Annotated in this window: 19 protein-coding genes and 2 tRNA genes; 9 read left to right on the top strand and 12 right to left on the bottom strand. The window is 59.4% G+C overall.

What is annotated here, in order from left to right; genetic code table 11:
• Positions 1-84: 84 nt before the first annotated feature.
• From ACRWA7_RS27755 to ACRWA7_RS27765, 3 genes are all read right to left on the bottom strand, one after another.
• Positions 85-282 (bottom strand): hypothetical protein, encoded by a 198-nt coding sequence (locus tag ACRWA7_RS27755; protein WP_438396804.1) that lies wholly within the window; start codon positions 280-282, stop codon positions 85-87.
• 200 nt (positions 283-482) lie between these two features.
• Entirely contained in the window at positions 483-3,107 is a 2,625-nt protein-coding gene (gene alaS / locus ACRWA7_RS27760; RefSeq protein ID WP_438393552.1) for an alanine--tRNA ligase, read from the bottom strand.
• Positions 3,108-3,590: 483 nt separating this feature from the next.
• Positions 3,591-3,800, bottom strand: coding sequence for a hypothetical protein (locus tag ACRWA7_RS27765; RefSeq protein ID WP_060819724.1), 210 nt, complete (start codon positions 3,798-3,800; stop codon positions 3,591-3,593).
• A gap of 339 nt (positions 3,801-4,139) precedes the next feature.
• On the opposite strand from ACRWA7_RS27765, the gene ACRWA7_RS27770 reads away from it, so the two are divergent.
• Together ACRWA7_RS27770 and ACRWA7_RS27775 are read left to right on the top strand one after the other, a co-directional pair.
• The gene (locus ACRWA7_RS27770; RefSeq protein WP_438393555.1) at positions 4,140-5,849 is read left to right on the top strand and encodes a glutamine--tRNA ligase/YqeY domain fusion protein; all 1,710 of its coding nucleotides are present in this window, start codon (positions 4,140-4,142) and stop codon (positions 5,847-5,849) included.
• Between the two features lie 116 nt (positions 5,850-5,965).
• Entirely contained in the window at positions 5,966-6,841 is an 876-nt protein-coding gene (locus tag ACRWA7_RS27775) for a transporter substrate-binding domain-containing protein (RefSeq protein ID WP_438396806.1), read from the top strand.
• Between the two features lie 17 nt (positions 6,842-6,858).
• Here ACRWA7_RS27775 and ACRWA7_RS27780 read toward each other — a convergent pair whose 3' ends face one another.
• The 4 genes from ACRWA7_RS27780 to ACRWA7_RS27795 all read right to left on the bottom strand — a co-directional run bounded on the left by ACRWA7_RS27780 (position 6,859) and on the right by ACRWA7_RS27795 (position 9,372).
• On the bottom strand, positions 6,859-7,311 hold the full coding sequence (locus ACRWA7_RS27780; RefSeq protein WP_060819727.1) for an NUDIX domain-containing protein: 453 nt from the start codon (positions 7,309-7,311) through the stop codon (positions 6,859-6,861).
• A 60-nt stretch (positions 7,312-7,371) separates the two neighbouring features.
• Positions 7,372-7,785 carry an RT0821/Lpp0805 family surface protein gene (locus ACRWA7_RS27785; RefSeq protein WP_438393559.1) on the bottom strand — a complete coding sequence of 138 codons (414 nt, stop codon included), beginning with the start codon at positions 7,783-7,785 and terminating at the stop codon, positions 7,372-7,374.
• A 591-nt stretch (positions 7,786-8,376) separates the two neighbouring features.
• Positions 8,377-8,453: transfer RNA gene (locus ACRWA7_RS27790), tRNA-Arg, on the bottom strand.
• Positions 8,454-8,541: 88 nt separating this feature from the next.
• Entirely contained in the window at positions 8,542-9,372 is an 831-nt protein-coding gene (locus ACRWA7_RS27795) for an undecaprenyl-diphosphate phosphatase (RefSeq protein WP_060856142.1), read from the bottom strand.
• Between the two features lie 532 nt (positions 9,373-9,904).
• Between ACRWA7_RS27795 and ACRWA7_RS27800 the strand changes: the two genes are divergently transcribed.
• From ACRWA7_RS27800 to ACRWA7_RS27810, 3 genes are all read left to right on the top strand, one after another.
• Positions 9,905-10,807: an aldose epimerase gene (locus tag ACRWA7_RS27800; RefSeq protein WP_438393562.1), complete on the top strand. Its 903-nt coding sequence runs from the start codon at positions 9,905-9,907 to the stop codon at positions 10,805-10,807.
• A 146-nt stretch (positions 10,808-10,953) separates the two neighbouring features.
• On the top strand, positions 10,954-11,664 hold the full coding sequence (locus ACRWA7_RS27805) for a peptidoglycan DD-metalloendopeptidase family protein (RefSeq protein ID WP_060819732.1): 711 nt from the start codon (positions 10,954-10,956) through the stop codon (positions 11,662-11,664).
• Between the two features lie 55 nt (positions 11,665-11,719).
• The gene (locus ACRWA7_RS27810) at positions 11,720-12,052 is read left to right on the top strand and encodes a hypothetical protein (RefSeq protein ID WP_060819734.1); all 333 of its coding nucleotides are present in this window, start codon (positions 11,720-11,722) and stop codon (positions 12,050-12,052) included.
• On the opposite strand, the gene ACRWA7_RS27815 is transcribed toward ACRWA7_RS27810, so the two are convergent.
• Positions 12,015-12,266 carry a hypothetical protein gene (locus tag ACRWA7_RS27815; protein WP_438393565.1) on the bottom strand — a complete coding sequence of 84 codons (252 nt, stop codon included), beginning with the start codon at positions 12,264-12,266 and terminating at the stop codon, positions 12,015-12,017. The genes ACRWA7_RS27810 and ACRWA7_RS27815 overlap by 38 nt on opposite strands.
• Positions 12,267-12,668: 402 nt before the next feature.
• Complete coding sequence (locus ACRWA7_RS27820) at positions 12,669-13,202, bottom strand: Fur family transcriptional regulator (RefSeq protein WP_438393567.1); 534 nt, start codon at positions 13,200-13,202, stop codon at positions 12,669-12,671.
• Here ACRWA7_RS27820 and ACRWA7_RS27825 point away from each other — a divergent pair.
• On the top strand, positions 13,201-13,347 hold the full coding sequence (locus ACRWA7_RS27825; protein ID WP_438393569.1) for a hypothetical protein: 147 nt from the start codon (positions 13,201-13,203) through the stop codon (positions 13,345-13,347). The two genes, ACRWA7_RS27820 and ACRWA7_RS27825, sit on opposite strands and share 2 nt — an antisense overlap.
• A gap of 313 nt (positions 13,348-13,660) precedes the next feature.
• On the opposite strand, the gene ACRWA7_RS27830 is transcribed toward ACRWA7_RS27825, so the two are convergent.
• Positions 13,661-13,737: transfer RNA gene (locus ACRWA7_RS27830), tRNA-Pro, on the bottom strand.
• A gap of 75 nt (positions 13,738-13,812) precedes the next feature.
• Here ACRWA7_RS27830 and sixA point away from each other — a divergent pair.
• Together sixA and ACRWA7_RS27840 are read left to right on the top strand one after the other, a co-directional pair.
• Complete coding sequence (sixA, locus tag ACRWA7_RS27835; RefSeq protein ID WP_438393572.1) at positions 13,813-14,271, top strand: phosphohistidine phosphatase SixA; 459 nt, start codon at positions 13,813-13,815, stop codon at positions 14,269-14,271.
• A gap of 153 nt (positions 14,272-14,424) precedes the next feature.
• Positions 14,425-15,258 carry a GNAT family N-acetyltransferase gene (locus ACRWA7_RS27840; protein WP_438393575.1) on the top strand — a complete coding sequence of 278 codons (834 nt, stop codon included), beginning with the start codon at positions 14,425-14,427 and terminating at the stop codon, positions 15,256-15,258.
• A gap of 56 nt (positions 15,259-15,314) precedes the next feature.
• On the opposite strand, the gene ppx is transcribed toward ACRWA7_RS27840, so the two are convergent.
• Positions 15,315-16,838, bottom strand: a complete 1,524-nt coding sequence (gene ppx / locus ACRWA7_RS27845; protein ID WP_438393576.1) for an exopolyphosphatase — start codon at positions 16,836-16,838, stop codon at positions 15,315-15,317.
• A gap of 311 nt (positions 16,839-17,149) precedes the next feature.
• Here ppx and ppk1 point away from each other — a divergent pair, with 311 nt between their 5' ends.
• Positions 17,150-19,213 carry a polyphosphate kinase 1 gene (gene ppk1, locus ACRWA7_RS27850; RefSeq protein ID WP_060819743.1) on the top strand — a complete coding sequence of 688 codons (2,064 nt, stop codon included), beginning with the start codon at positions 17,150-17,152 and terminating at the stop codon, positions 19,211-19,213.
• Positions 19,214-19,242: 29 nt separating this feature from the next.
• Here ppk1 and phoR read toward each other — a convergent pair whose 3' ends face one another.
• Positions 19,243-20,556: a phosphate regulon sensor histidine kinase PhoR gene (gene phoR / locus ACRWA7_RS27855; protein ID WP_060819745.1), complete on the bottom strand. Its 1,314-nt coding sequence runs from the start codon at positions 20,554-20,556 to the stop codon at positions 19,243-19,245.
• Positions 20,557-20,560: the final 4 nt, after the last annotated feature.

Raw genomic sequence — 20,560 nt, forward strand, 5'->3', positions numbered from 1 at the left:
CGCGTCCGAATTCGCGGGAACGCCATTAAGACGCTGCCGCGAGTTTCATCGCCCGGGCCTAAGACCTATGCGGACTGTTCCGACTTACTTTCCGGCCGGTTGGCTTGCCGCCGCGGCCTGCTGCGCCTGCTTGTCCTTCTTGTTCGCCTCGTGATGGCCGATCGCGCAACCGCCAGCCGCGCCCACCGCGCCGTGCTTGCCCGCTACGTGACCCGCCACGCCGCCGACTGCCGCGCCTTCCAGACATCCCTTGGCATACACCGCGCCAGTTGCAAACAGCATCGAGGATGCGAGTGCGAGCGTGACAAATTTCCGATTCATGAATGTGATCCTTTTATAGTCGATGCGCCGAACTTCGTGTCCGCGCTGCCCCAAGAATCCGCAAGGTGCGTACCTGTCGATCTGCTTGCAACGGACGATTGAGATGAAAAAGCCCGCCGTGCTGCACACACGGCGGGCTTGCTGACATCGTTGACGATTGCTTAGAGCTTCGCCTTGACCCACTCGTTGACGCCAGCGAGCGCCGCCGCAAGATTCTGCGGCTCGGTGCCGCCGGCCTGCGCCATATCCGGCCGCCCACCGCCCTTGCCGCCGACTTGCTGCGCGACAAAGTTCACGAGTTCGCCCGCCTTCACCTTCTTCGATGCCTCCGCCGTCACGCCCGCAATCAGGCTGACCTTGTTGCCATCGACGGCAGCGAGCACGATCGCCGCATTCTTCAGCTTGTCCTTCAATTTATCGACGGTTTCGCGCAGCGTCTTGCCATCCGCGCCCGGCAATTGCGCAGCCAGCACATGCACGCCGCCGATCTCGACCGCTTGCGACACGAGTTCGTCGCCCTGGCTCGACGCCAGCTTCGACTTCAGCGCGCCAAGTTCCTTTTCCAGCGACTTCACGTGTTCCTGAACCTGCGTGATGCGCTGGGTCAGTTCCGACGGCTGCGCCTTCAATGCCGCCGATGCCGCGTTGATGCGCGCGTCGAGTTCCTGCACAAAACGCACGGCGTTGTCGCCGGTAATGGCTTCCACGCGACGAATTCCCGCCGCCACGCCGCCTTCCATCACGATCTTGAACAGGCCGATATCGCCCGTGCGATTCACGTGCGTACCGCCGCACAATTCGCGCGAGAAGCCAAGGTCGAGCACGCGCACTTCGTCGCCGTATTTCTCGCCGAAGAGCGCCATTGCGCCGCCCTTCACGGCTTCGTCGTAGGGCATCACGCGCACGACGCCCGGCGCATTCGCCAGCACTTCGGCATTCACGATTTCTTCCACGCGGCGAATCTGCTCGTCCGTCATGGGCGCGTTGTGCGCGAAGTCGAAGCGGGTCTTGTCGGGATCGACCAGCGAACCCTTTTGCTGCACGTGGCTGCCGAGCACCTCGCGCAGCGCCTTGTGCATCAGGTGCGTCGCCGAGTGATTACGCGCCGTGCGAAGACGCCGGACCGTATCGATTTCAGCCTTCACCACGTCGCCCACTTTCAGCGTGCCTTGCTCGACCGTGCCGTGATGACCGACGACGTCCGATTGCACCTTCAGCGTATCGGCAACGGCAAAACGCACGGCGGCGTTCGCGAGCACACCCTGGTCGCCTGCCTGGCCGCCCGACTCCGCGTAGAACGGCGTATGATCGAGCACGACCACGGCTTGCTGCCCGGCCTGCGCTTCTTTCACCGATGCCCCATCCACATAGATTGCAACGATCCTCGCGTCGTCGAAAATCTCGTTTTCGTAGCCGTGGAACGTGGTTTTCTCACCTGCGTATTCAAGGCCTTGCGCCGACTTGAACTTGCCAGCCGAGCGCGCCTGTTCGCGCTGACGCGCCATGGCCTCGTCGAAGGCGGCTTCGTCCACCGTAATACCGCGCTCGCGGCACACGTCCGCCGTCAGATCCAGCGGGAAACCGAACGTGTCGTGCAGCTTGAATGCGAGTTCGCCGTCGAGTTGCTTGGAGCCTTTGGCATCGAGTTCGGCCAACGCTGTTTCGAGCATCGACATGCCATGCTCGATGGTCTCGAAGAAGCGCTCTTCTTCCTGTTTCAGCACTTCCGTGACGCGCGTTTGGGCGTCTTTCAACTCTGGGTAGGCCGCTCCCATTTCCTCGACCAGATCGGCCACGAGCTTGTGGAAAAACGCGCTCTTGCGGCCGAGCTTGTAACCGTGACGGATCGCGCGGCGCACGATCCGGCGCAGCACATAACCACGGCCTTCGTTGCCGGGAATGACGCCATCGACAATCAGGAACGAGCACGCGCGGATATGGTCGGCGATGACCTTGAGCGAATTGTTCGTAAGATCCGGCGTGCTGGTTTCGCGGGCTGCAGCCTTGATCAGCGCCTGGAACAGGTCGATTTCATAATTGCTGTGCACATGCTGGAGGACAGCCGCGAGACGTTCGAGACCCATGCCGGTATCCACACTCTGCTTGGGCAGCTTCGTCATGTTGCCCTGAGCGTCGCGATTGAACTGCATGAACACGAGATTCCATATCTCGATAAAGCGGTCACCGTCCTCTTCAGCAGATCCCGGCGGCCCGCCCCATACTTCCGGGCCGTGGTCGTAGAACACTTCCGAGCACGGGCCGCACGGGCCGGTGTCGCCCATGGTCCAAAAGTTATCCGACGCGTAGCGCGCGCCCTTGTTGTCGCCAATGCGGATGATCCGCTCTTTCGGCACGCCGATTTCGTTTTCCCAGATGGCGAAGGCTTCGTCGTCTTCCTGGTAGACCGTGACGGTCAGCTTTTCCGGCGGGAGGCCGTAGACCTTGGTCAGCAATTCCCAGCAATAATGGATCGCGTCGCGTTTGAAATAATCGCCGAACGAGAAGTTGCCAAGCATTTCGAAAAACGTGTGGTGGCGGGCCGTATAGCCGACGTTTTCGAGGTCGTTGTGCTTGCCGCCTGCGCGTACGCTGCGCTGGGAGGTGGTTGCGCGCGAGTACGGGCGGGTTTCAGTGCCCAGGAACACGTCCTTGAATTGAACCATGCCGGAGTTCGTGAACAGCAACGTGGGATCGTTGCCCGGCACAAGGCTCGACGAGCGGACAATCGTGTGGCCCTTCGATTCAAAAAACTTGAGGAATTTCTCGCGGATGTCGGCGGCTTTCATGGCTTGCGGGTCTGCTGTTTTTTACGGCTCGGCGCGGGGATGGGCTTTTGAACTCTGCCAATGCGCGCGGGGCCAGGGCCTGATTCTGGATTGTCGATTATACGGGAATGGGGCGGGGGAAACGCTGGCGCTGGGAGGGGTTGCGACGGGGTGGTGATGCCGGGTGCCGCTTTTTTGAGTCTTTGCGCATTCTTTGTGCGTTGATATTCTTAGCACTGTTAGCCACTGTCCGTGGCGGGACTTCATTTCTTGGTCCTTCGGCGACAAAGAAACGAAGCAAAGAAAACGCCTTTCAACCGCTAATTCTTAAGTGTCCCGAGCGTGCACGTATATCTGCCAGGGACTTCAAAAGAACGCTCAGCGCATAACCCGGGACAGCTGAAACCCTCCCCCGCCGTCCACAGATACCCACACGCTTCGCCACCCGTGTTTGTGGCAGCTAATCAAGACGCAGAAGCAGGAAGCCGAAAGAGCGCCGCCTTTTTACCTCACTCCGGCGCCGACCAACCCGCCCGCCGCCGCGCCAGCTACCGTTCCCAACGGGCCGCCCGTCAAAACATAGCCCAACGCGCCGCCCGCTGCAGCCCCAATCCCCGCGTGCGCCTGCGTCCGGCTCATCGCACACCCTGACATCGCCGAAATCATTACCGCAACCGCCGCAACCCGAATCGATACCCGCGTAATCTTTTTCATGATGATGTTTCCTTTTTATTGTCAATACCGCCTGCGCCGAACCTTTCAATCTCATTGTTTCAGGACGCGAAGCTATCTTAAAATCGTCTCATCATTACCGACAACGCGATTTACCTCCCGTTACGCCCGATACATCCAGTATTGAAGCGCCGTTTGTCCGTGCCGCCGCAATGCGTGTCGCAACCGCGCCGCACATCGCGCGGCAAAATCCCGGCGCGCGCTGCCCCGTCGCGGTTGCTAAGGTAGAATCGTTGGATCAAATCAGTCTTACGAACGCAAGCCGCACGCATCCGCACGCTAGCGCCCTCGTCCGCTTTTCTCGCTCTTCTTCTTTTACGCATGAACACCGATCGCAACGACGCCCCGGCGGTAACCAACTTCATCCGCAATATCATCGACGAAGACAATCGCAACGGCAAATGGTCGCAGCGGGTTGAAACACGCTTCCCGCCCGAGCCGAACGGTTACCTGCATATTGGCCATGCGAAGAGTATTTGCGTCAATTTCGGCATCGCGCGCGACTACGGCGGCGTGTGCCACCTGCGTTTCGACGACACAAACCCGGAAAAGGAAAGCGTCGAATACGTCGAATCCATCATCGACGCCGTCAAGTGGCTCGGCTTCGACTGGCACAAGGACGGCCAGGAATTCCTGTACTTCGCAAGCGACTACTACGACAAACTCTACGAATTCGCCGAACTGCTGATCGAGCGCGGCCAGGCGTACGTAGATAGCCAAACGGCCGAAGAAATGCGCGCGACGCGCGGCTCGGCGCAGGAACCCGGCAAGAATTCTCCGTTCCGCGACCGCTCGCCAGCAGAAAACCTGGACCTGTTCCGCCGCATGAAAGCCGGCGAATTTCAGGAAGGCGAACACGTGCTGCGCGCGAAAATCGACATGGCGTCGCCGAATTTCAACATGCGCGATCCCGTGATTTACCGGATCCGTTTCGCACATCACTATCGGACCGGCGACACGTGGTGCATCTATCCCATGTACGACTACACGCATTGCGTGTCGGACGCGCTTGAAAACATCACGCATTCGCTGTGCACGCTCGAATTCGAGGACCATCGTCCGTTGTACGACTGGTTCCTGAATCAACTCGCCGACGACGGAAAATTCACCCGCCCGTTGCCGCAGCAAATCGAGTTTTCGCGCCTGAACCTGACGTACGCCATCACGAGCAAGCGCAAGCTGCTGCAACTGGTCGCCGAGAATCACGTGGATGGATGGGACGACCCGCGCATGCCGACTATCGTTGGCGTTCGGCGTCGCGGTTTCACGCCGGAAAGCATTCGCCTTATGTGCGATCGCGTGGCCGTGACGAAGGTCGATTCATGGATCGACATGAGCGTGCTGGAAGGCGCACTACGCGACGATCTGGACGAAAAAGCGCCGCGCGCAATCGCCGTGCTGGACCCGTTGAAGCTGATCATCGACAACTACCCGGAAGGCACGAGCGAAATGTGCAGCGCGCCCGTTCATCCGCATCATCCGGACCGTGGCGTGCGTGAGTTTCCGTTTTCGCGGGACTTGTGGATCGAACGCGAGGACTTTCAGGAAGCACCCAAGAAAGGCTATTTCCGCTTGTTCCCAGGCAACAAGGTGCGGCTCAAATACGGCTTCGTGGTCGAATGCACCGGCGCGGACAAGGACGAAAACGGCAACATCACAGCCGTGCACTGCAATTACTTCCCGGACAGCAAATCGGGCACGGAAGGCGCAAACGCCTACAAGGTCAAGGGCACGATTCACTGGGTCAGCGCAAAAGACGCGTATGAAGCCGAAGTCCGGCTCTACGATCGACTCTTCAAGGAGCCGCAACCGGGAGCCGGCGGCGCCGAATTCCTCGACGCATTGAATCCGGACTCAAAGCGCATCGTTCGCGCCTATCTCGAGCCCTCCGCGCGCAATGCTAACGCGGAAGATCGATTCCAGTTCGAACGCCACGGCTACTTCGTGGCTGACCGCGTGGATTCGAAGCCGGGTGTTCCGGTGTTCAATCGTATTGTCAGTTTGCGCGATAGCTGGGGCAAACTGGCCTAAAGCCGGTGCGGCGGTTATCAACGAACGCTCACACATTGCCGGAGAACGGATTGAATCGCACCTTGCCACGATTGTCCGTCCGTGCAATGTGCAGGGTGACTGGGTTCGCGCTGCTGATGGCGGCGCAGATGGCTTGCGCGAGTCCGGCGGAACAACCTGAGGCGTCGCCCACGTTGCGTAAAATCGCCGAGAACAACAGCATTGTTCTTGGCGTGCGCGAATCGTCGGTACCGTTCTCTTATCTGGATGCAAACCAGCAGCCTATTGGCTATTCGCAAAGCATCGCGCTCAAGATAGTCGATGAAGTCCGGCGCCGCCTTGGAAAACCGCATCTTGCCGTGAGCACGGTAGTGGTGACTTCCACGAACCGTTTGTCTTACGTGGTCAACCATCAGATTGACCTTGAATGCGGTTCGACCGCTCATATTCGCGATCGTGAACAGCTCGTCGCGTTTTCAAACAGCTTCTTCGACTATGGCATCCGGATGGCGGTGAAGCGCAAGTCCGGCATTCGGAACTACAGTGACCTCGCCGGCAAGACCGTATCCACAACCGCCGGCACGTCCGACGAACAGTTGATCCGCGAACTCTCGCTAAACCAGAAGCTCGATCTGCGAATCATCAGCGCCCGGGATCATGCCGAAGGTTTCAATGCGATAAAGACCGGCCGGGCTGTCGCTTTCGTCATGGATGATCCGCTGCTCTACGGAAAGATCGCGCAAGAAGGCGCAGCGCAACGCGACTACGTGGTCACCGGAGACCCGCTCGCGCATGAAGCGTATGCATGCATCATGCGCAAGGGCGACCCTGTCTTCAAGCAACTGGCCGACGACGTGATTGCCGGCATGCAGCGTTCAGGCGAAGCGGAAAAGCTCTACAACACGTGGTTCATGCAACCCATTCCGCCCGACAACATTAACCTGCGCTTTCCGCTTTCGCAGGAAATGAGAGCGCTGTTCGCGAACCCGAACGACCGCCCATCGGATAATTGAGCGGCGGCATTGGCGGCTCAATCCAGCGTCTGATGCAGTTCCGCGAGCGACAAGGTAGTCTGGAAAAGCCGCGCGAGGCTGCGGCTTGCATATTCATCGACATCAGTTTGCGATACCCAACGGTACGCGTCCATTTCTGGAATCATGGTGCCGTCCCGGCGACGCGGGAAATACGACTCGCAAATGCAGTCCTCCAGCCTCACCTCGGCCTCAGTGACGCGCACGGCAAACAAATGCAGGTCCTTGTCCCGCCGATACACAAAGCGCCCAAGATCCTTTAGCCGCTCGGCAGGCAGCACAATGCCCGTCTCTTCCACGAGCTCGCGCAACGCAGCTTCAACGGGCTCCTCGCCCTCCTCGCCCTGGCCTTTGGGAATGTCCCAGTGCGACGTTTCGGTCGCGTGGCAGAGCAACACATCGCCTTGCGTGTTGAGTATCACGACGCCGCACGAAACCGTCCGCTCAGCCATTCGATGACCTGCCGCCTCGAGACCCGACAGGCCGCCTACGAAGCTTTGAATGAAGAACGATCACTGTTTCAGAAGCGCCCAACTGCCGCCATTGGTCTTGCAAACAGTCGGAGCCCAAGTCTGCGTCTGACCCTTGGCGTGCGCGACCATGGTCAGCTTGCGACAGGTACGGTCGCCTTTCTTGTCCGTGTCCGACGGCGTGATCGTACCGTTGATTGCTACCGGATTGCCGGCGCCTTCATTGTTCCAGTCAAACGACTCGCCGTCCTGCTTGGTATCGAGTGCGGTGTGCGCTGCCTTGTTGAGCATTTGAAGATCGCGCTGCTTCATATACGTGATGGGTGTGTTGTTCAGGAACCCGAGGTTCGCCGCCTGCGCTGCGCCACCGCCCAGCAGAACGCAACTCGCGACCAGTGACAACGCCATTTGGGCGGAGATGCGTTTGAGCCCGCGAGTTGACTGTGACATGAACATGAGATGTTCTCCCTCGTTGATATTGGTTGATTTTCTGCGCGGATCGCCATTCGGCATGCAGGGACTGGATGGCGGAGGCCAATCGTCTGGCGTCGAGGATAGCATGAGGCTACACGTGCTCAGCAAGCGCAAAAGCGCGGCCAAATGGCCGTCACGTGTGTATTTCAGAGTTATGCAGGACGATCTCGGACACGTCCGATAGAGCCGGCAAAGGAGCAAAACTAACATCGACGACTTGTCGACTTTTGCTCCTCCCTGTCATGGACACCGTTTTCGCCAGCGCGCTCACGCCCACACTTTATGGATGCCTGTGCATCGCGGTAATTGCGTGCGCGTTCGTCATGCCAAAGGGTTTGATAGCGGTGGATCGGCTCCTTGCAAGACGACCCGAGCGATCCGAGTGGGCTGACTGGACGCAAGAGCCGCGACATGCCGACGTAATGGAGCCAGCCCTCTGGCCACGCGTCCTCACCGCCATAGGCTGCGCGCTGCTGTTCGCAGCGCTGCTTACGCTTATGTTTTTATGCCAGCAACTTGCGCTGTAACGCGCAGGGCAAATATGAGACGCCGCAGGAAGTGTCGAAATGTTCGTGGTACGGCAGGAGGGACTCGAACCCCCGCCCCTCGGCTTAGAAGGCCGATGCTCTATCCAGCTGAGCTACTGCCGCGTTGCAGACGATCCGCGATTTTACCTCATTGAACGCGCGCGGGGCCCCATTACAGGCCCCGCGTCATTCCGGCTGTATCAGGTCGGCTTCAAACCGGTTGCGGATGCAACATGAACCAGCCAAGGCAGAACGCCCCCGCGATCAGGCAATACACGCCGAAGGCCGCAAGCCGCCCTTTTCCTTCGAAATATCGCATCAGGAAACGTACGCTCAAATATGCGGCAATGCCCGTCAGAACGCCGCCAAGGATGGCATCGGCGAGTTGATCGGGTGCGTGAAAGAGCTTCGGCAGTTCGAGTACGCCCGCCGCGAAAATAATCGGCGTGCCGAGCAGGAACGAAAACTCGGCCGCCTTTTCGGCACTCAGGCCCGCACCCACACCCGCGATGATCGTCAAACCGCTACGCGAGAAACCCGGAATCAGTGCGCCAATCTGCGCCAGGCCAACCAGAAAAGCCTGCTTGAACGTCAGATCTTCCGGCGCGCGTTGTGCGCGGGCCCGCGTCAAGCGGTCGCCCAGCCACAGCAGCACACCGTTGACCATCAGCGCGACCGCGACGATCCGAAGGTCATGAAACAGCGCTTCGAGGCGCTTCTCGAGCACCAGGCCCACGATACCCGTAGGAATAGTGCCGATGATCAGCGCCCACATCATGTGACCATCGGCGTTCTGGCGTCCGCGCAACGATCCAATAAACCCGATCACCAACGCAATCCAGCGCTTGCGGAAATACCACAGCAGCGCCAGCGCAGTACCAAGATGCAATGCGACGAGAAATGGCAGCAACTGAGGCGCATGTTTGTCGATATGCATGCCGATCAAGCCGGGCACGAGAAGTGTATGGCCAAGACTGCTGACCGGAAACAGCTCGGTCACGCCCTGCAGGACGCTCAGGAAAATCAGAAACCACAAAGTCACGCGTCGATCCTCTTTCGTTGTTGGCGACAGGCTAGCGACAAGATCGCAAAGCCGCGGCGGTGCAGCATACGGCACGCAAAACGCGCCGATTATGCCGGTCGCCAAAAGCAGCGCCAAGCATTTGCGTGCGAGATCGCGCAAACGAAAGCTTATTGTTAGAGATATGAATTCAAAAAGAAATTAAAAAAGGCTCGTCGATTAAGACGAGCCTTTTTATGCATTCCGACATGACAACGTCACGGTCTTAGCTTGTAGAAGAACAAAGCGGTTCCAGCGCCGAACGTGCCAAAAATAAATACTCCAAACATCATAGCCAGATCCATATCATCCTCGCCGTTCGTAGGATCATCTCAACGATAGGATCGTCAAGGCCACAAAATGTTTCATCCGCGTTACATCGTGCGTTCATTATCGGGGTAATGAAACCGGCTGTGTCAGTCGCAATTTCCCCAAAAGGGTTTCCCCGTAGAATTGAGCGCGAACCACTCATTCTCGCCGCTCTGCTGAACGATCGATCCATGGAGACCGCCCTATGCCAACGACGCCCGATATCCTGGAAATCAAACGTGACGACGCCGTCCTCGAACTCGCCCCGCACGCCGGCGCACGCCTGATGACGTGGCGCGTAGGCGGCGAGCCGGTTATCTTCTGGCCTGCCGCACCGGACTGGTCCAATTTCGTCAAGATTCGCGGTGGCAATCCCTTGCTGTTCCCGTTTCTCGGCCGCCATTTCGTGGACGGCCAGATTGGCAAGTGGCGCGACCCGGAAGGCGTTGTGCATGACCTCCCCATGCACGGTTTCGCGCGCAATCTGCCGTTCGAGCACAGGAAGGACGCAGACGGGCACGGCGTCCGCATGACGCTTGTCGACAATGACTTCACCCGCCAGGGCTATCCATTCGCATTTCGCTTCGAAGCCGCATACCGTCTGGTCGATGGCGTGACGCTCGACGTCGAATTGACGACCTCGAATCCTGGCGAAGTGCCGCTGCCTTATTATTCCGGCCACCATTTTTACTTCGCGCTGCCGCACGATCAGCGAGGCATCAGCAGCATCGAACTGCCGCGCACGGAAATGCGCCGGCAACGCGATGATGGCTCGATCAGCGAGCCGGAAGCCGGCAAGATGCTTTACGGAATCGATGACCCCGCCATTCTCGACCGTTTCCACTGCTTTACGGGTCCGTCCGACCAACCGGTGCGGCTCGTGACGCCGGGACTGAAACGCGCGGTGAATTTCGACCTTCAACGTCCTGACTCGGTGCCCTGGTATGCAGTGACGACGTGGACCGAAGCGCCGGCGTCGGATTTTTATTGCGTCGAGCCGTGGGTCGGTCTGCCGGACGCCATACACAACGGCCACGGGCTGCGCTGGCTTGCGCCGGGAAAGACTGAGACGGTAGCGCTCAGGCTGACCATTTCGCCAGCGTCCTGACCACAACAAACGCAACGGACACGGATTGCACCCGCGCTTCTGAGTGCGGCAGCGCGAGGACGTTAAAATCATATCTTTCGACGTTACGCGTTTTGTTTGTCCGCCGTGGCTCTTCGGGTTGTGCGGCGTTTTGCGAGGTTCTGAGTTTGACAAAAATAATTCGACGGCTGGCCTGCGCGACCTTGGTCGCAGTGCTCGCCGCGTGTGGCTCCGCACCTGTCGGACCGGGGTTTTATCGTGTGGAACGGGGCGACACCGTGTCGAAGATCGCCCGGGCGAACCGGACATCGGTGCAGAATATCGCGCGCTGGAACAATCTCACCGATCCGAACGCTATTGAAGTCGATCAGGTGCTGCGCGTCGCGCCGCCGGCGGGGACCGCTATCGCGTCGTCTTCGTCGTCATCTTCACCTTCTTCCGGCATGGGCGGCGGCGCAAGTTCCGCGGACACGGCGCCGGCTGTCTCCGGCGGCGCGGTCAAACCCGCCACCAGCATTTCGCTGATCTGGCCGGCACAAGGGGCCGTGATTCGCGGATTCGACGGCAAGGGTTCAAAGGGTATCGATATCGGCGGAACGCCCGGCGCGCAGATCGTGGCGGCCGCGGCCGGTTCGGTGGTTTATGCGGGAAACGGCTTGCGCGGTTACGGCAATCTGCTGATCGTGAAGCACAACGCCGACTACCTCACCGCTTACGCGCATAACCGCGCGCTGCTCGTGAAGGAAGGCCAGAGCGTCACGCAAGGCCAGCCCATCGCGGAAATGGGCGATAGCGACACAAACCGCGTGATGCTGCATTTCGAATTGCGCTACAAGGGTAGTTCGATCGATCCGTCGCGCTATCTGCCATCCCGATAGATACATCGGCGCAACGCAAGCTTTGGTACGTTCAATCAGTTACAAGGAAGATTCAATGAAAGAGAATGTCAGCGCCTCGGCGCTTGGAAAACTGGCCGTGACGGCTGCTGTCCTGACGCTTGCGGCCGCGCTGGCAGGTTGCGCGAATTCAGCGAAACGCACGTATTTGCCAACCGGAGACACGGGCTTTGCCATCAACTGCAGCGGCGGCGACGCCAGCACGAGTTGGGCCGAATGCTACAAAAAGGCGGGAGAAATATGCGGCTCGTATGGCTACGACGTTGTTTCGAAGGATGTGGACAACGGCGCGACGTCGGGCGGATCGGTCGCGGGAATTTTTGGCGCGAACGTCAAGAACCGGTCGATGGTGATTCGCTGCAAGCAATGATGCCCGCGCGGCTCGCTGCCGCGTGATTTTTCACGGCGTCCCCAAGCCGCTTGCTTTCTTCGCGCATGTCCGGAACATGCAGCGAGCCGAGCAGCCGCGCTGCACGCCATCGTCCTGACAACGGATCGATGTGCGACGCGAATACCAGCAGCGAAATCATCGCAAGCGGGCAAAGAGCAAGAAAGATCCACAGCGCCATCATGATCTGTTTCAACTGAAGAGATATCCGATCATACCGTTGCAGCAAGAATTTCGCATGACACCCGCTTATCTCAATTTTTACACCGTAATAATTACATGGTGCGGCGTAAGCTGAACAACCCGTTTTGCGATGGTCGGGCACAGCCACATTGCGTTACGCGTTGATACAAGTGATCACAATCCTCGGGATTGTTGCATCCTAAGATGTCTTCAGCCCGCGCCTCTCTGCGCGAACAGGTCCCGCGGGTCAGAAGCGCCGATGTGCCCGCATCGGCGTTTCGCCTTTCTTCCTGGCGGCCCAGCACTTTCCCGGCTTTTATCAGAGGACGACGTTCTGATCGATCAGGCTCGCCATGCAAAAGGCCGTTCCGACTCACGCCGCAACGGCCTTTTGCCCTCCGCCACGTCCGCTCACTCAATGCGAAGCGTGAACGTGGTCGTGCGTGTGCGCGCCCGGATCTTCAGCCGCCTGACACGCCGGACAGATACCCTTTAGTTCGATATCGTCGCCCGCCAGCCTGTATCCGCTCGCCTCGACCTGCGACAGCAGGCTCTGGCGCAACTGCTTTTGCTGCTGCAACTCGGTGACGCGCCCGCATTGCTGGCAAACCACCAGCACGCCATGCTGGCAATGTGTCAGATCGTGACAAACCGTAAACGCGTTGATGGATTCAATCCGATGAATCAGCCCCGCCGAGAGCAAAAAATCCAGCGCCCGATAAACCGTGGGCGGCGATGCATTGGGATGCATTGCGCGCATTTCGTCGAGCAGCGTGTAAGCCTTGGTCGCGCGCCCTGACGTCAGCAGTAGTTCCAGCACCGTGCGGCGGATGGGCGTGAGCTTTTGACCGCGCTCGCGACAATAGTCGTCGGCCATGGTGACCGCGGCTTGAAGCGCTTCTGAGGACGAATGGTCGTGAGACCGGGCGGCGTTGGCGGGCGTGTTCATGGGCAAATTATACGCTGCCGCGGCGCGCGGACAGCCATTAGGCGCGCGGCGTGCTGGCGATCATTGCGGCCGCGCCGGCTGGCCGGACGTGGCGGGCGCGATGATCATGACGGGCGGCGTGGTATCGGTCGGGACGCCCTTGTAGTCGGGCGGATCCTGCGGAATCACGCGATGCGGCGTTGAATCGGCACATGCCGAAAGGAATACGGAGCAGGCAAACAGAACGGCAAAGCGCGGCATGGACGGCCCGGAAATGGTTTTCGTGGATTTGAAGACGAAGCAGGAAGAGTAAACGATATCGGGGATTGCGACCGAATCGCCACCGAATCGCCACCGAATGGCAACTGAATGCAACGCAGTGCGCAGCAAACCAACCATGCGGAAAACGACGCGCAGAAAGAAGCACAAAAATGACAAAGGGGTCGCGAGTTGAACTCGTGACCCCTTCATGTGTAACGTGGTCGGAGCGAAAGGATTCGAACCTTCGACCCTCTGATCCCAAATCAGATGCGCTACCAGGCTGCGCTACGCTCCGACAAGAGCGAGACTATAGCGTGTACTGGGTAGCGGCGCAATCAAAAACGCTCGAGACCCTAAAAGGAGATAGTCGATGAACCTCATTCTCTGGCGCCACGCCGAAGCCGAAGATCAGGCCGCGAGCGACCTCGCGCGGCAGCTAACAGGCCGCGGCGTCAAGCAGGCCCAAGCGGCGGCGAAATGGCTGAAAAGCCGTATCGATGACGACGCAATCTTTCTTGTCAGTCCCGCCACGCGCACCATCCAGACAATGGAAACCTTCGGCGACCGGTATCAGGTTGTGAAGGAAATCGCGCCGGGCGCTGCCGCGCAAGCCGTGCTCGATGCAGCACAATGGCCCCAGGGCGCTGCGGAAACGGTCGTGGTGGTCGGACACCAGCCGACGCTTGGGCGCGCCGCGGCTTTGCTCATGACAGGGCACGAAGCCGACTGGACCATGAAGAAGGCCGGCATCTGGTGGTTCCAGGGCCGTTCGCGCGCGGGCGACGATCAAATCGTACTGCGCGCCGTCACGAGTCCCGACCTGCTTTGAACCTGTAAAAACCCGCCTGGTCCACGGAGGACTCAGAGCACTCGCAGTGACGCTTCATTGAATCGTCACTGTGATGCCATGCGAGCGTCATTCGCGATCCTTACATTGTCGGCTATCGGTAATACGTCAGCCAAATCCATCTGGGGATTGTCAATGCAGGAATCGACGACGCACGCTTTCGTGAACCCATCGAACGCTTTGGGCGGCGCAGCAGGACCGACCGCCACAGAGTCCCGCGTGCGCCTGCCGCGTGCCGCCGAGACGGTCACGGCGCAGCACAGGCTGCGGGTCTCGTGGGCACACTCGGAAACCGAGCTTCGCGAAGCGCAGCGCCTGCGATACCGCGTATTCGCCGACGAAATGGGCGCTCAGTTAAAAGGTCCAGCGGGCCTTGACGTCGATGCATTCGATGCCTTTTGCGACCACCTGCTGGTCCGCGACCTGGATACGTTGAAGGTCGTGGGCACGTACCGGGTATTGCCGCCGCATCAGGCCGTGCGCGCCGGCCGTCTCTATGCCGAGAGCGAATTCGATGTCTCGCGCCTCGCCCATCTGCGTCCGAAGCTGGTCGAAGTGGGCCGCTCGTGCGTGCATGCCGATTACCGGAGCGGCGCGGTCATCATGTCGCTGTGGGGCGGTCTTGCCGCGTACATGAAGCAAAACGGCTACGAGACCATGCTGGGCTGCGCGAGTGTATCGATGGCCGATGGCGGCCACTACGCCGCAGATCTCTTCGACGGGATGGACAAGGACGCGTTCACGGCGCTGGAATACCGCGCGTTCGCTCACACGCCGCTGCCGGTGCAGGAATTGCGAACGGGCGCGCAAGCAACCCCGCCGCCACTGGTCAAGGGTTATCTGCGACTGGGCGCAAAAATCTGCGGCGCGCCGGCCTGGGATCCTGACTTCAACACGGCCGACTTCCTGACCCTGCTGCGCCTGACCGATATCAACGAACGCTACGCGCGGCATTTCATGGCCGACTGAACGCGACGCAGGATCGATGGCGCCCCCCCGACCCCGCCCGCTCCCTGGGGCGCCAATCAAACACCCGTATAAACCACCCGATAAGGCTTGCCGATCTTCTCCCACTCGGCCGCTTCCTGCACGAGGCTATAGTCGGTCAGCGGATTCAGCGAGACCCACTCGTTGGGCAGCTTCACGTCAAAACCACCATTGGCGGACGTGACTTCGATGGCCGGCAAGCCGACATCGGCGCGTCTTCTGCACAGCAGCGCCGCCAGCCGCAGACAGAACAGCAACGTCCAGTCGACATCGCGCGCCTGCGAAAGCTTGCCGAGCTTGCCAACGTGGCCAAGCACCAGACCCGCCAGCCGCGCCTGATCGGTACGCGAGAAACCCGGCATATCGGCATGACTCGCGATGTACGCCGAATGCTTGTGATACGCGCTATGCGAGATGGAAAGGCCGATCTCGTGCAGCGCCGCGGCCCATTCGAGGAACATCTTGTTCTCGATCCGGCGATCGGCGTCGATGGAAGACTCGCCTGCTTCGAGCTGCTCGTAGAATCCGACAGCAAGCTGCGCAATGCGCCCCGATTGCGCGCCATCGACCGAGTAGCGCCGCTTGAATCCTTCCACGGTAACGGTCCGCATGTCCTGATGCTGCGTGCGGCCGAGCAGGTCGTAGAGCACGCCGAGACGCAACGCGCCGTCGGTGGTATCGACGTATTCGATGCCCAGTTCCTCGAACACGCCAAGCATGATCGACAAGCCGCCGGCGAGCACCGGAATCCGGTCGGCCTTCAGCGCAATGAGCTTCAGCCGGTTCACGTTCTCGGCCTTGATCAACGCTTTTTTCAGCCGCTCCAGACCGCCGCGCGAAATGCCGTGCGTGATGCCGGGATCGTTGAAGCCATTGGCTTCGATCAGTTCAGCCAGCGCGCGCGCCGTGCCCGATGATCCGATCGCCTGGTCCCAGCCGGTTTGCTTGTACTCGCTGGAGATAATCTCGATTTCACGCTTGGCGGCGAGTTCGGCCTGCCGCATGCAGTATTCGTCCACATTGCCGGCGGCGAAGAATTGCCGGCTATGGCTCACGCAGCCTATGTACAAGCTTTCCATATGGATAGGCGTGTAATGCGACCCGATGATGAATTCCGTCGAACCGCCGCCGATGTCCACCACGAGCCGTTTGCCCGCGCTCGCGGGAACGGAGTGTGCGGCGCCTGCATAGATCAGGCGCGCTTCCTCGCGTCCGGCAATCACTTCGATGGGGAATCCGAGCGCGTTCTGCGCTTCCGCGAGAAATTCTTCGGCGTTCTTCGCCACGCGCAGCGTGTTGGTTGCAACCGCACGCACGTGATCGGGGTGGAAGTCGCGCAGCCGTTCGCCGAAACGCTTGAGCGCGTCCCAGCCGCGCAGTTGCGACGCGCGATCGAGGAATTTGTCGCGCGAGAGGCCCGCCGCGAGGCGCACCGGTTCGCGCAGCGCGTCGACCTGATAGATCGGGCTGCCTGCAGGCGTCTCTTCAACGCGTCCGACGATCAGCCTGAAGCTGTTCGATCCAAGATCTACGGCTGCCAAAAGATGAGGGGAATTGACCATCGATTTTTTAGATTCCGTAGGGTTGTGTCCGCAAATGCATGGCGTTCAGGTGCGATGATCTGATCGCATGCCGCGGCGCGCCGATTTTAATTCCAAGCGGACCGCTCTGCTGGTCTGGTGAAAAGCAAATGAAACAAACAAAGAGGATAAATCGAATCTGAGGTGAACCCAGGCGAATCTTGCCAGAGTCGACCTTACGCGCGCCCTGCGTTAAATTCGTGACATTATGATTTCATAAAAACGTCATCATATTGTGGTTCATTCCGGGCGATCCTTGCGTATTCTGTTTTTGTGAGTACTTTTCCATACTGATGTCCAACCGCTCCCCCCTTCTGAACCGCGAACTGGGCATTCTGGGTTTTAACGAACGTGTATTGTCGCAAGCCGCCGATACCGCCGTTCCCCTGCTCGAACGACTCCGCTTCATCTGCATCACCAGCAGCAATCTCGACGAATTCTTCGAAGTCCGCATGGCCGGCATGCAGGAACAGATGCGAGACAACCCAGGCTCGCTTTCGCCCGATGGCATGTCGTTGCAGCATGTGTACGATCTTGTGGTCGAGCGCGCGCATCGGCTGGTGCATCAGCAATACGCGATGCTGCAGGACAGCGTGTATCCCGCGCTCGAAAGCGAAGGCATCTATTTTCATGGCGTGGAGTCGTGGACCGAGGCACAGACCGACTGGGCGCGCGACTACTTTCAAAACGAGTTGCTGCCGGTGCTGACACCCATCGGGCTTGATCCCGCGCATCCGTTTCCGCGTGTGCTGAACAAGAGCCTGAACTTCGTCATAGAACTCGAAGGCAAGGATGCGTTCGGGCGTCAGGCGGTCATGGGCATTGTCCAGGCGCCGCGTGCGCTGCCCCGGCTCGTGCGCATGCCCGAAGCGCTGTCGGGATATCCGCATGGCTTCGTGCTGCTGAGTTCCTTGATGCAGCGTTTCGTGGACCAGTTGTTTCCGCATCTGGTCGTGCGCAGTTGCAACCAGTTCCGTATCACGCGCAATAGCGAACTGTTCGTCGATGAAGACGAAATCACCAATCTGCGCGTGGCGCTCCAGGGCGAATTGCCGGCGCGGCATCTGGGCAATGCGGTGCGCCTGGAAGTATCGGCGGAAACGCCGCCGCATATGGTCCGCCGGCTTCTGGACGAGAGCGAACTGAATGATCGCGATTGTTATCGCGTGAATGGGCCGGTGAATCTCGTGCGCCTCATGCAGTTGCCCGAAATGGTCGACCGGCCCGACCTCAAGTTCGTCCCGCATATTCCCGCCGTGCCGAGGGAGATCGCGAACGCGGCCAATCTCTTCGATGTCATCGATAAGGGCGATGTGCTTCTGCATCACCCGTACGAGAGCTTTCAACCGGTGCTGGAGTTGCTGTTGCAAGCCGCGAAGGACCCGCAAGTGGTCGCGATCAAGCAGACGATCTATCGCACGGGAACGGATTCGCCGCTGATGGACGCCTTGATGCAGGCCGCGCGCAACGGCAAGGAAGTGACCGTGGTCGTGGAGTTGCTCGCGCGTTTCGATGAAGAGACGAACATCAACTGGGCTTCGCAACTGGAGGCCGTCGGTGCGCACGTGGTCTATGGCGTGGTCGGCCACAAATGCCACGCGAAAATGATGCTGATCGTGCGGCGTGTGTCGCAGGGCGGCAAGATGATGCTCAGGCGTTATGCGCATCTGGGAACGGGAAATTACCATCCGCGTACCGCGCGTCTTTATACCGACTTTGGCATGATGACGTCGAACCAAGAGGTCTGCGAAGACGTGCATCATGTGTTCCAGCAACTTACCGGCATTGGCGGTGAGTTGCGTTTGCATCAGCTCTGGCAAGCGCCTTTCACGCTGCATCCGAATCTCATGGATGCCATTCGCGCCGAAGCCGATAATGCCCGCGCAGGCAAGAAGGCGCGAATCGTCGCCAAGATGAACGCGCTGCTCGAACCGACCGTGATCGCCGCCTTGTATGAAGCGTCGCAGGCGGGCGTGAAGATCGATTTGATCGTACGCGGCGTGTGCGCGTTGAAACCCGGCGTGGAAGACCTGTCCGAGAACATTACCGTGCGGTCTATCGTCGGGCGTTTTCTCGAGCATCACCGCATCTTCTATTTTTATGCGGGCGGTGAGGAGAAGGTGTATTTATCGAGCGCGGACTGGATGGACCGCAACTTCTTTCGCCGCGTCGAAGTGGCGTTTCCCGTGAATGACCGGCGCCTGAAACGGCGGGTGATCGCGGAAGGTTTGTCGGCTTTTCTCGGCGATAACCAGTCCGCATGGCTCATGCAAAGCGATGGTCATTATCGGCGGCGGCGGCCAGGAAAATCCATGCGCAGTGCGCAGCTTGGATTGCTGACGAAGTTCTGCTCGTAACCGCAACGCTTCAACCGATCCGCGGCGCTTCAGGCCGCGATCGACTTTCTCAGCGACGTGCGCGCGGCCGGAAACCTGACCGAAAACGTGCTGCCGCGTCCTTCTTCGCTTTTGACTTCGAGGTCGGCGTGATGGCGTTGCAATACGTGCTTCACGATGGCCAATCCGAGGCCCGTGCCGCCGGTATCGCGAGACCGGCTTCTATCCACGCGATAAAACCGCTCCGTCAAACGCGGAATGTGTTCGGCCGGAATGCCGAGTCCGCTATCGCGCACTGAAAATACCGCGCGATCACGAATGCGTTGCCACGTGACATCGATCGTGCCGCCGTCCGGCGTATATCGGATTGCATTGGTCACCAGATTGGCGAGCGCACTGACAATCTCGGTTTCGGAACCGGAGACCGTCAGCGCTTCATCCACGTTGAACGTGATCCGATGCCGGCCACCGGATAAATTGTCGGCGTCTTCTTCGAGGTGACGCAAAACCGCGCGCATATCCAGCACATCCTCGCTCGGCGGTTTGCCGTCGCCTTCAAGATTTGCCAGCACGAGCAGGTCACGCACAATGTTCTGCATGCGCGCCGATTGCTGTTCCATCATCTCCAGATAACGCGCGCGGTCGGCTTCATCCAGTGGAATCTCGCGCATGGTTTCGAGAAAGCCCGACAACACGGTCAACGGCGTCTTCAACTCATGCGAAACGTTCGCAACAAAATCGCGCCGCATGGAATCCGTTCGTTCCAGTTCGGTTATATCCTGCGTGAGGATCAGCTTGCGATTTTCACCGTACGGAAATATCTGCACGGACAACACATGTTGCCGGTTCGCGCCCATTCCACGCATGACCAGCACTTCCTCATAATGCTGCGAGGCGAGATACCGGACAAACTCGGGTTGACGCACGAGATGGGTTATATGCTGGCGCAGATCGCGTTTTGCATCGAGCCCGAAATGCGTTTCCGCAATGGCGTTGCACCATTCGATCTGATCGGTATCGTCGAGCATGGCCACGCCATTCGGCGACGCCTGAATACCCTGGATAAAACGCGAATGCTGCTGCTCGACCTGACGCACCTGCGCATGCCAGCGCTTGGCGAGTTTATGCAGCCGATAATAAATCTCGCCCCATACCCCCGGCGCGCTCGGCACTTCGCCATATACGGGTGCGTCCAGCAAGCGCCAGAGACGCTGAGTATGAAAGGTCGTGAAGAGTGTCTGCAGAACCAGCATGACGAGCGCAAAACAGAGCGCAGTGCGCAAACCAAGCAGCGCACCAACGATCACGCTCAATATCGCGAGTAACGCGAGGGACACGAGGGAACGCGTCCAGATGATATTCATGAAT

This window comes from Caballeronia sp. DA-9 (assembly GCF_051615025.1).
Lineage (GTDB): Bacteria > Pseudomonadota > Gammaproteobacteria > Burkholderiales > Burkholderiaceae > Caballeronia > Caballeronia sordidicola.

Excerpts from the sequence above, each read along its gene's own strand:
- sixA (WP_438393572.1), top strand. The coding sequence starts at position 13,813 with ATGAACCTCATTCTCTGGCGCCACGCCGAAGCCGAAGATCAGGCCGCG.
- ACRWA7_RS27765 (WP_060819724.1), bottom strand. The coding sequence starts at position 3,800 with ATGAAAAAGATTACGCGGGTATCGATTCGGGTTGCGGCGGTTGCGGTA.
- ACRWA7_RS27810 (WP_060819734.1), top strand. The coding sequence starts at position 11,720 with ATGAAAGAGAATGTCAGCGCCTCGGCGCTTGGAAAACTGGCCGTGACG.
- ACRWA7_RS27785 (WP_438393559.1), bottom strand. The coding sequence starts at position 7,785 with ATGTTCATGTCACAGTCAACTCGCGGGCTCAAACGCATCTCCGCCCAA.
- ACRWA7_RS27825 (WP_438393569.1), top strand. The coding sequence starts at position 13,201 with ATGGGCAAATTATACGCTGCCGCGGCGCGCGGACAGCCATTAGGCGCG.
- ACRWA7_RS27820 (WP_438393567.1), bottom strand. The coding sequence starts at position 13,202 with ATGAACACGCCCGCCAACGCCGCCCGGTCTCACGACCATTCGTCCTCA.
- ACRWA7_RS27840 (WP_438393575.1), top strand. The coding sequence starts at position 14,425 with ATGCAGGAATCGACGACGCACGCTTTCGTGAACCCATCGAACGCTTTG.
- ACRWA7_RS27780 (WP_060819727.1), bottom strand. The coding sequence starts at position 7,311 with ATGGCTGAGCGGACGGTTTCGTGCGGCGTCGTGATACTCAACACGCAA.
- ACRWA7_RS27755 (WP_438396804.1), bottom strand. The coding sequence starts at position 282 with ATGCTGTTTGCAACTGGCGCGGTGTATGCCAAGGGATGTCTGGAAGGC.
- alaS (WP_438393552.1), bottom strand. The coding sequence starts at position 3,107 with ATGAAAGCCGCCGACATCCGCGAGAAATTCCTCAAGTTTTTTGAATCG.
- ppk1 (WP_060819743.1), top strand. The coding sequence starts at position 17,150 with ATGTCCAACCGCTCCCCCCTTCTGAACCGCGAACTGGGCATTCTGGGT.
- ACRWA7_RS27775 (WP_438396806.1), top strand. The coding sequence starts at position 5,966 with ATGGCGGCGCAGATGGCTTGCGCGAGTCCGGCGGAACAACCTGAGGCG.
- phoR (WP_060819745.1), bottom strand. The coding sequence starts at position 20,556 with ATGAATATCATCTGGACGCGTTCCCTCGTGTCCCTCGCGTTACTCGCG.
- ACRWA7_RS27800 (WP_438393562.1), top strand. The coding sequence starts at position 9,905 with ATGCCAACGACGCCCGATATCCTGGAAATCAAACGTGACGACGCCGTC.
- ppx (WP_438393576.1), bottom strand. The coding sequence starts at position 16,838 with ATGGTCAATTCCCCTCATCTTTTGGCAGCCGTAGATCTTGGATCGAAC.
- ACRWA7_RS27770 (WP_438393555.1), top strand. The coding sequence starts at position 4,140 with ATGAACACCGATCGCAACGACGCCCCGGCGGTAACCAACTTCATCCGC.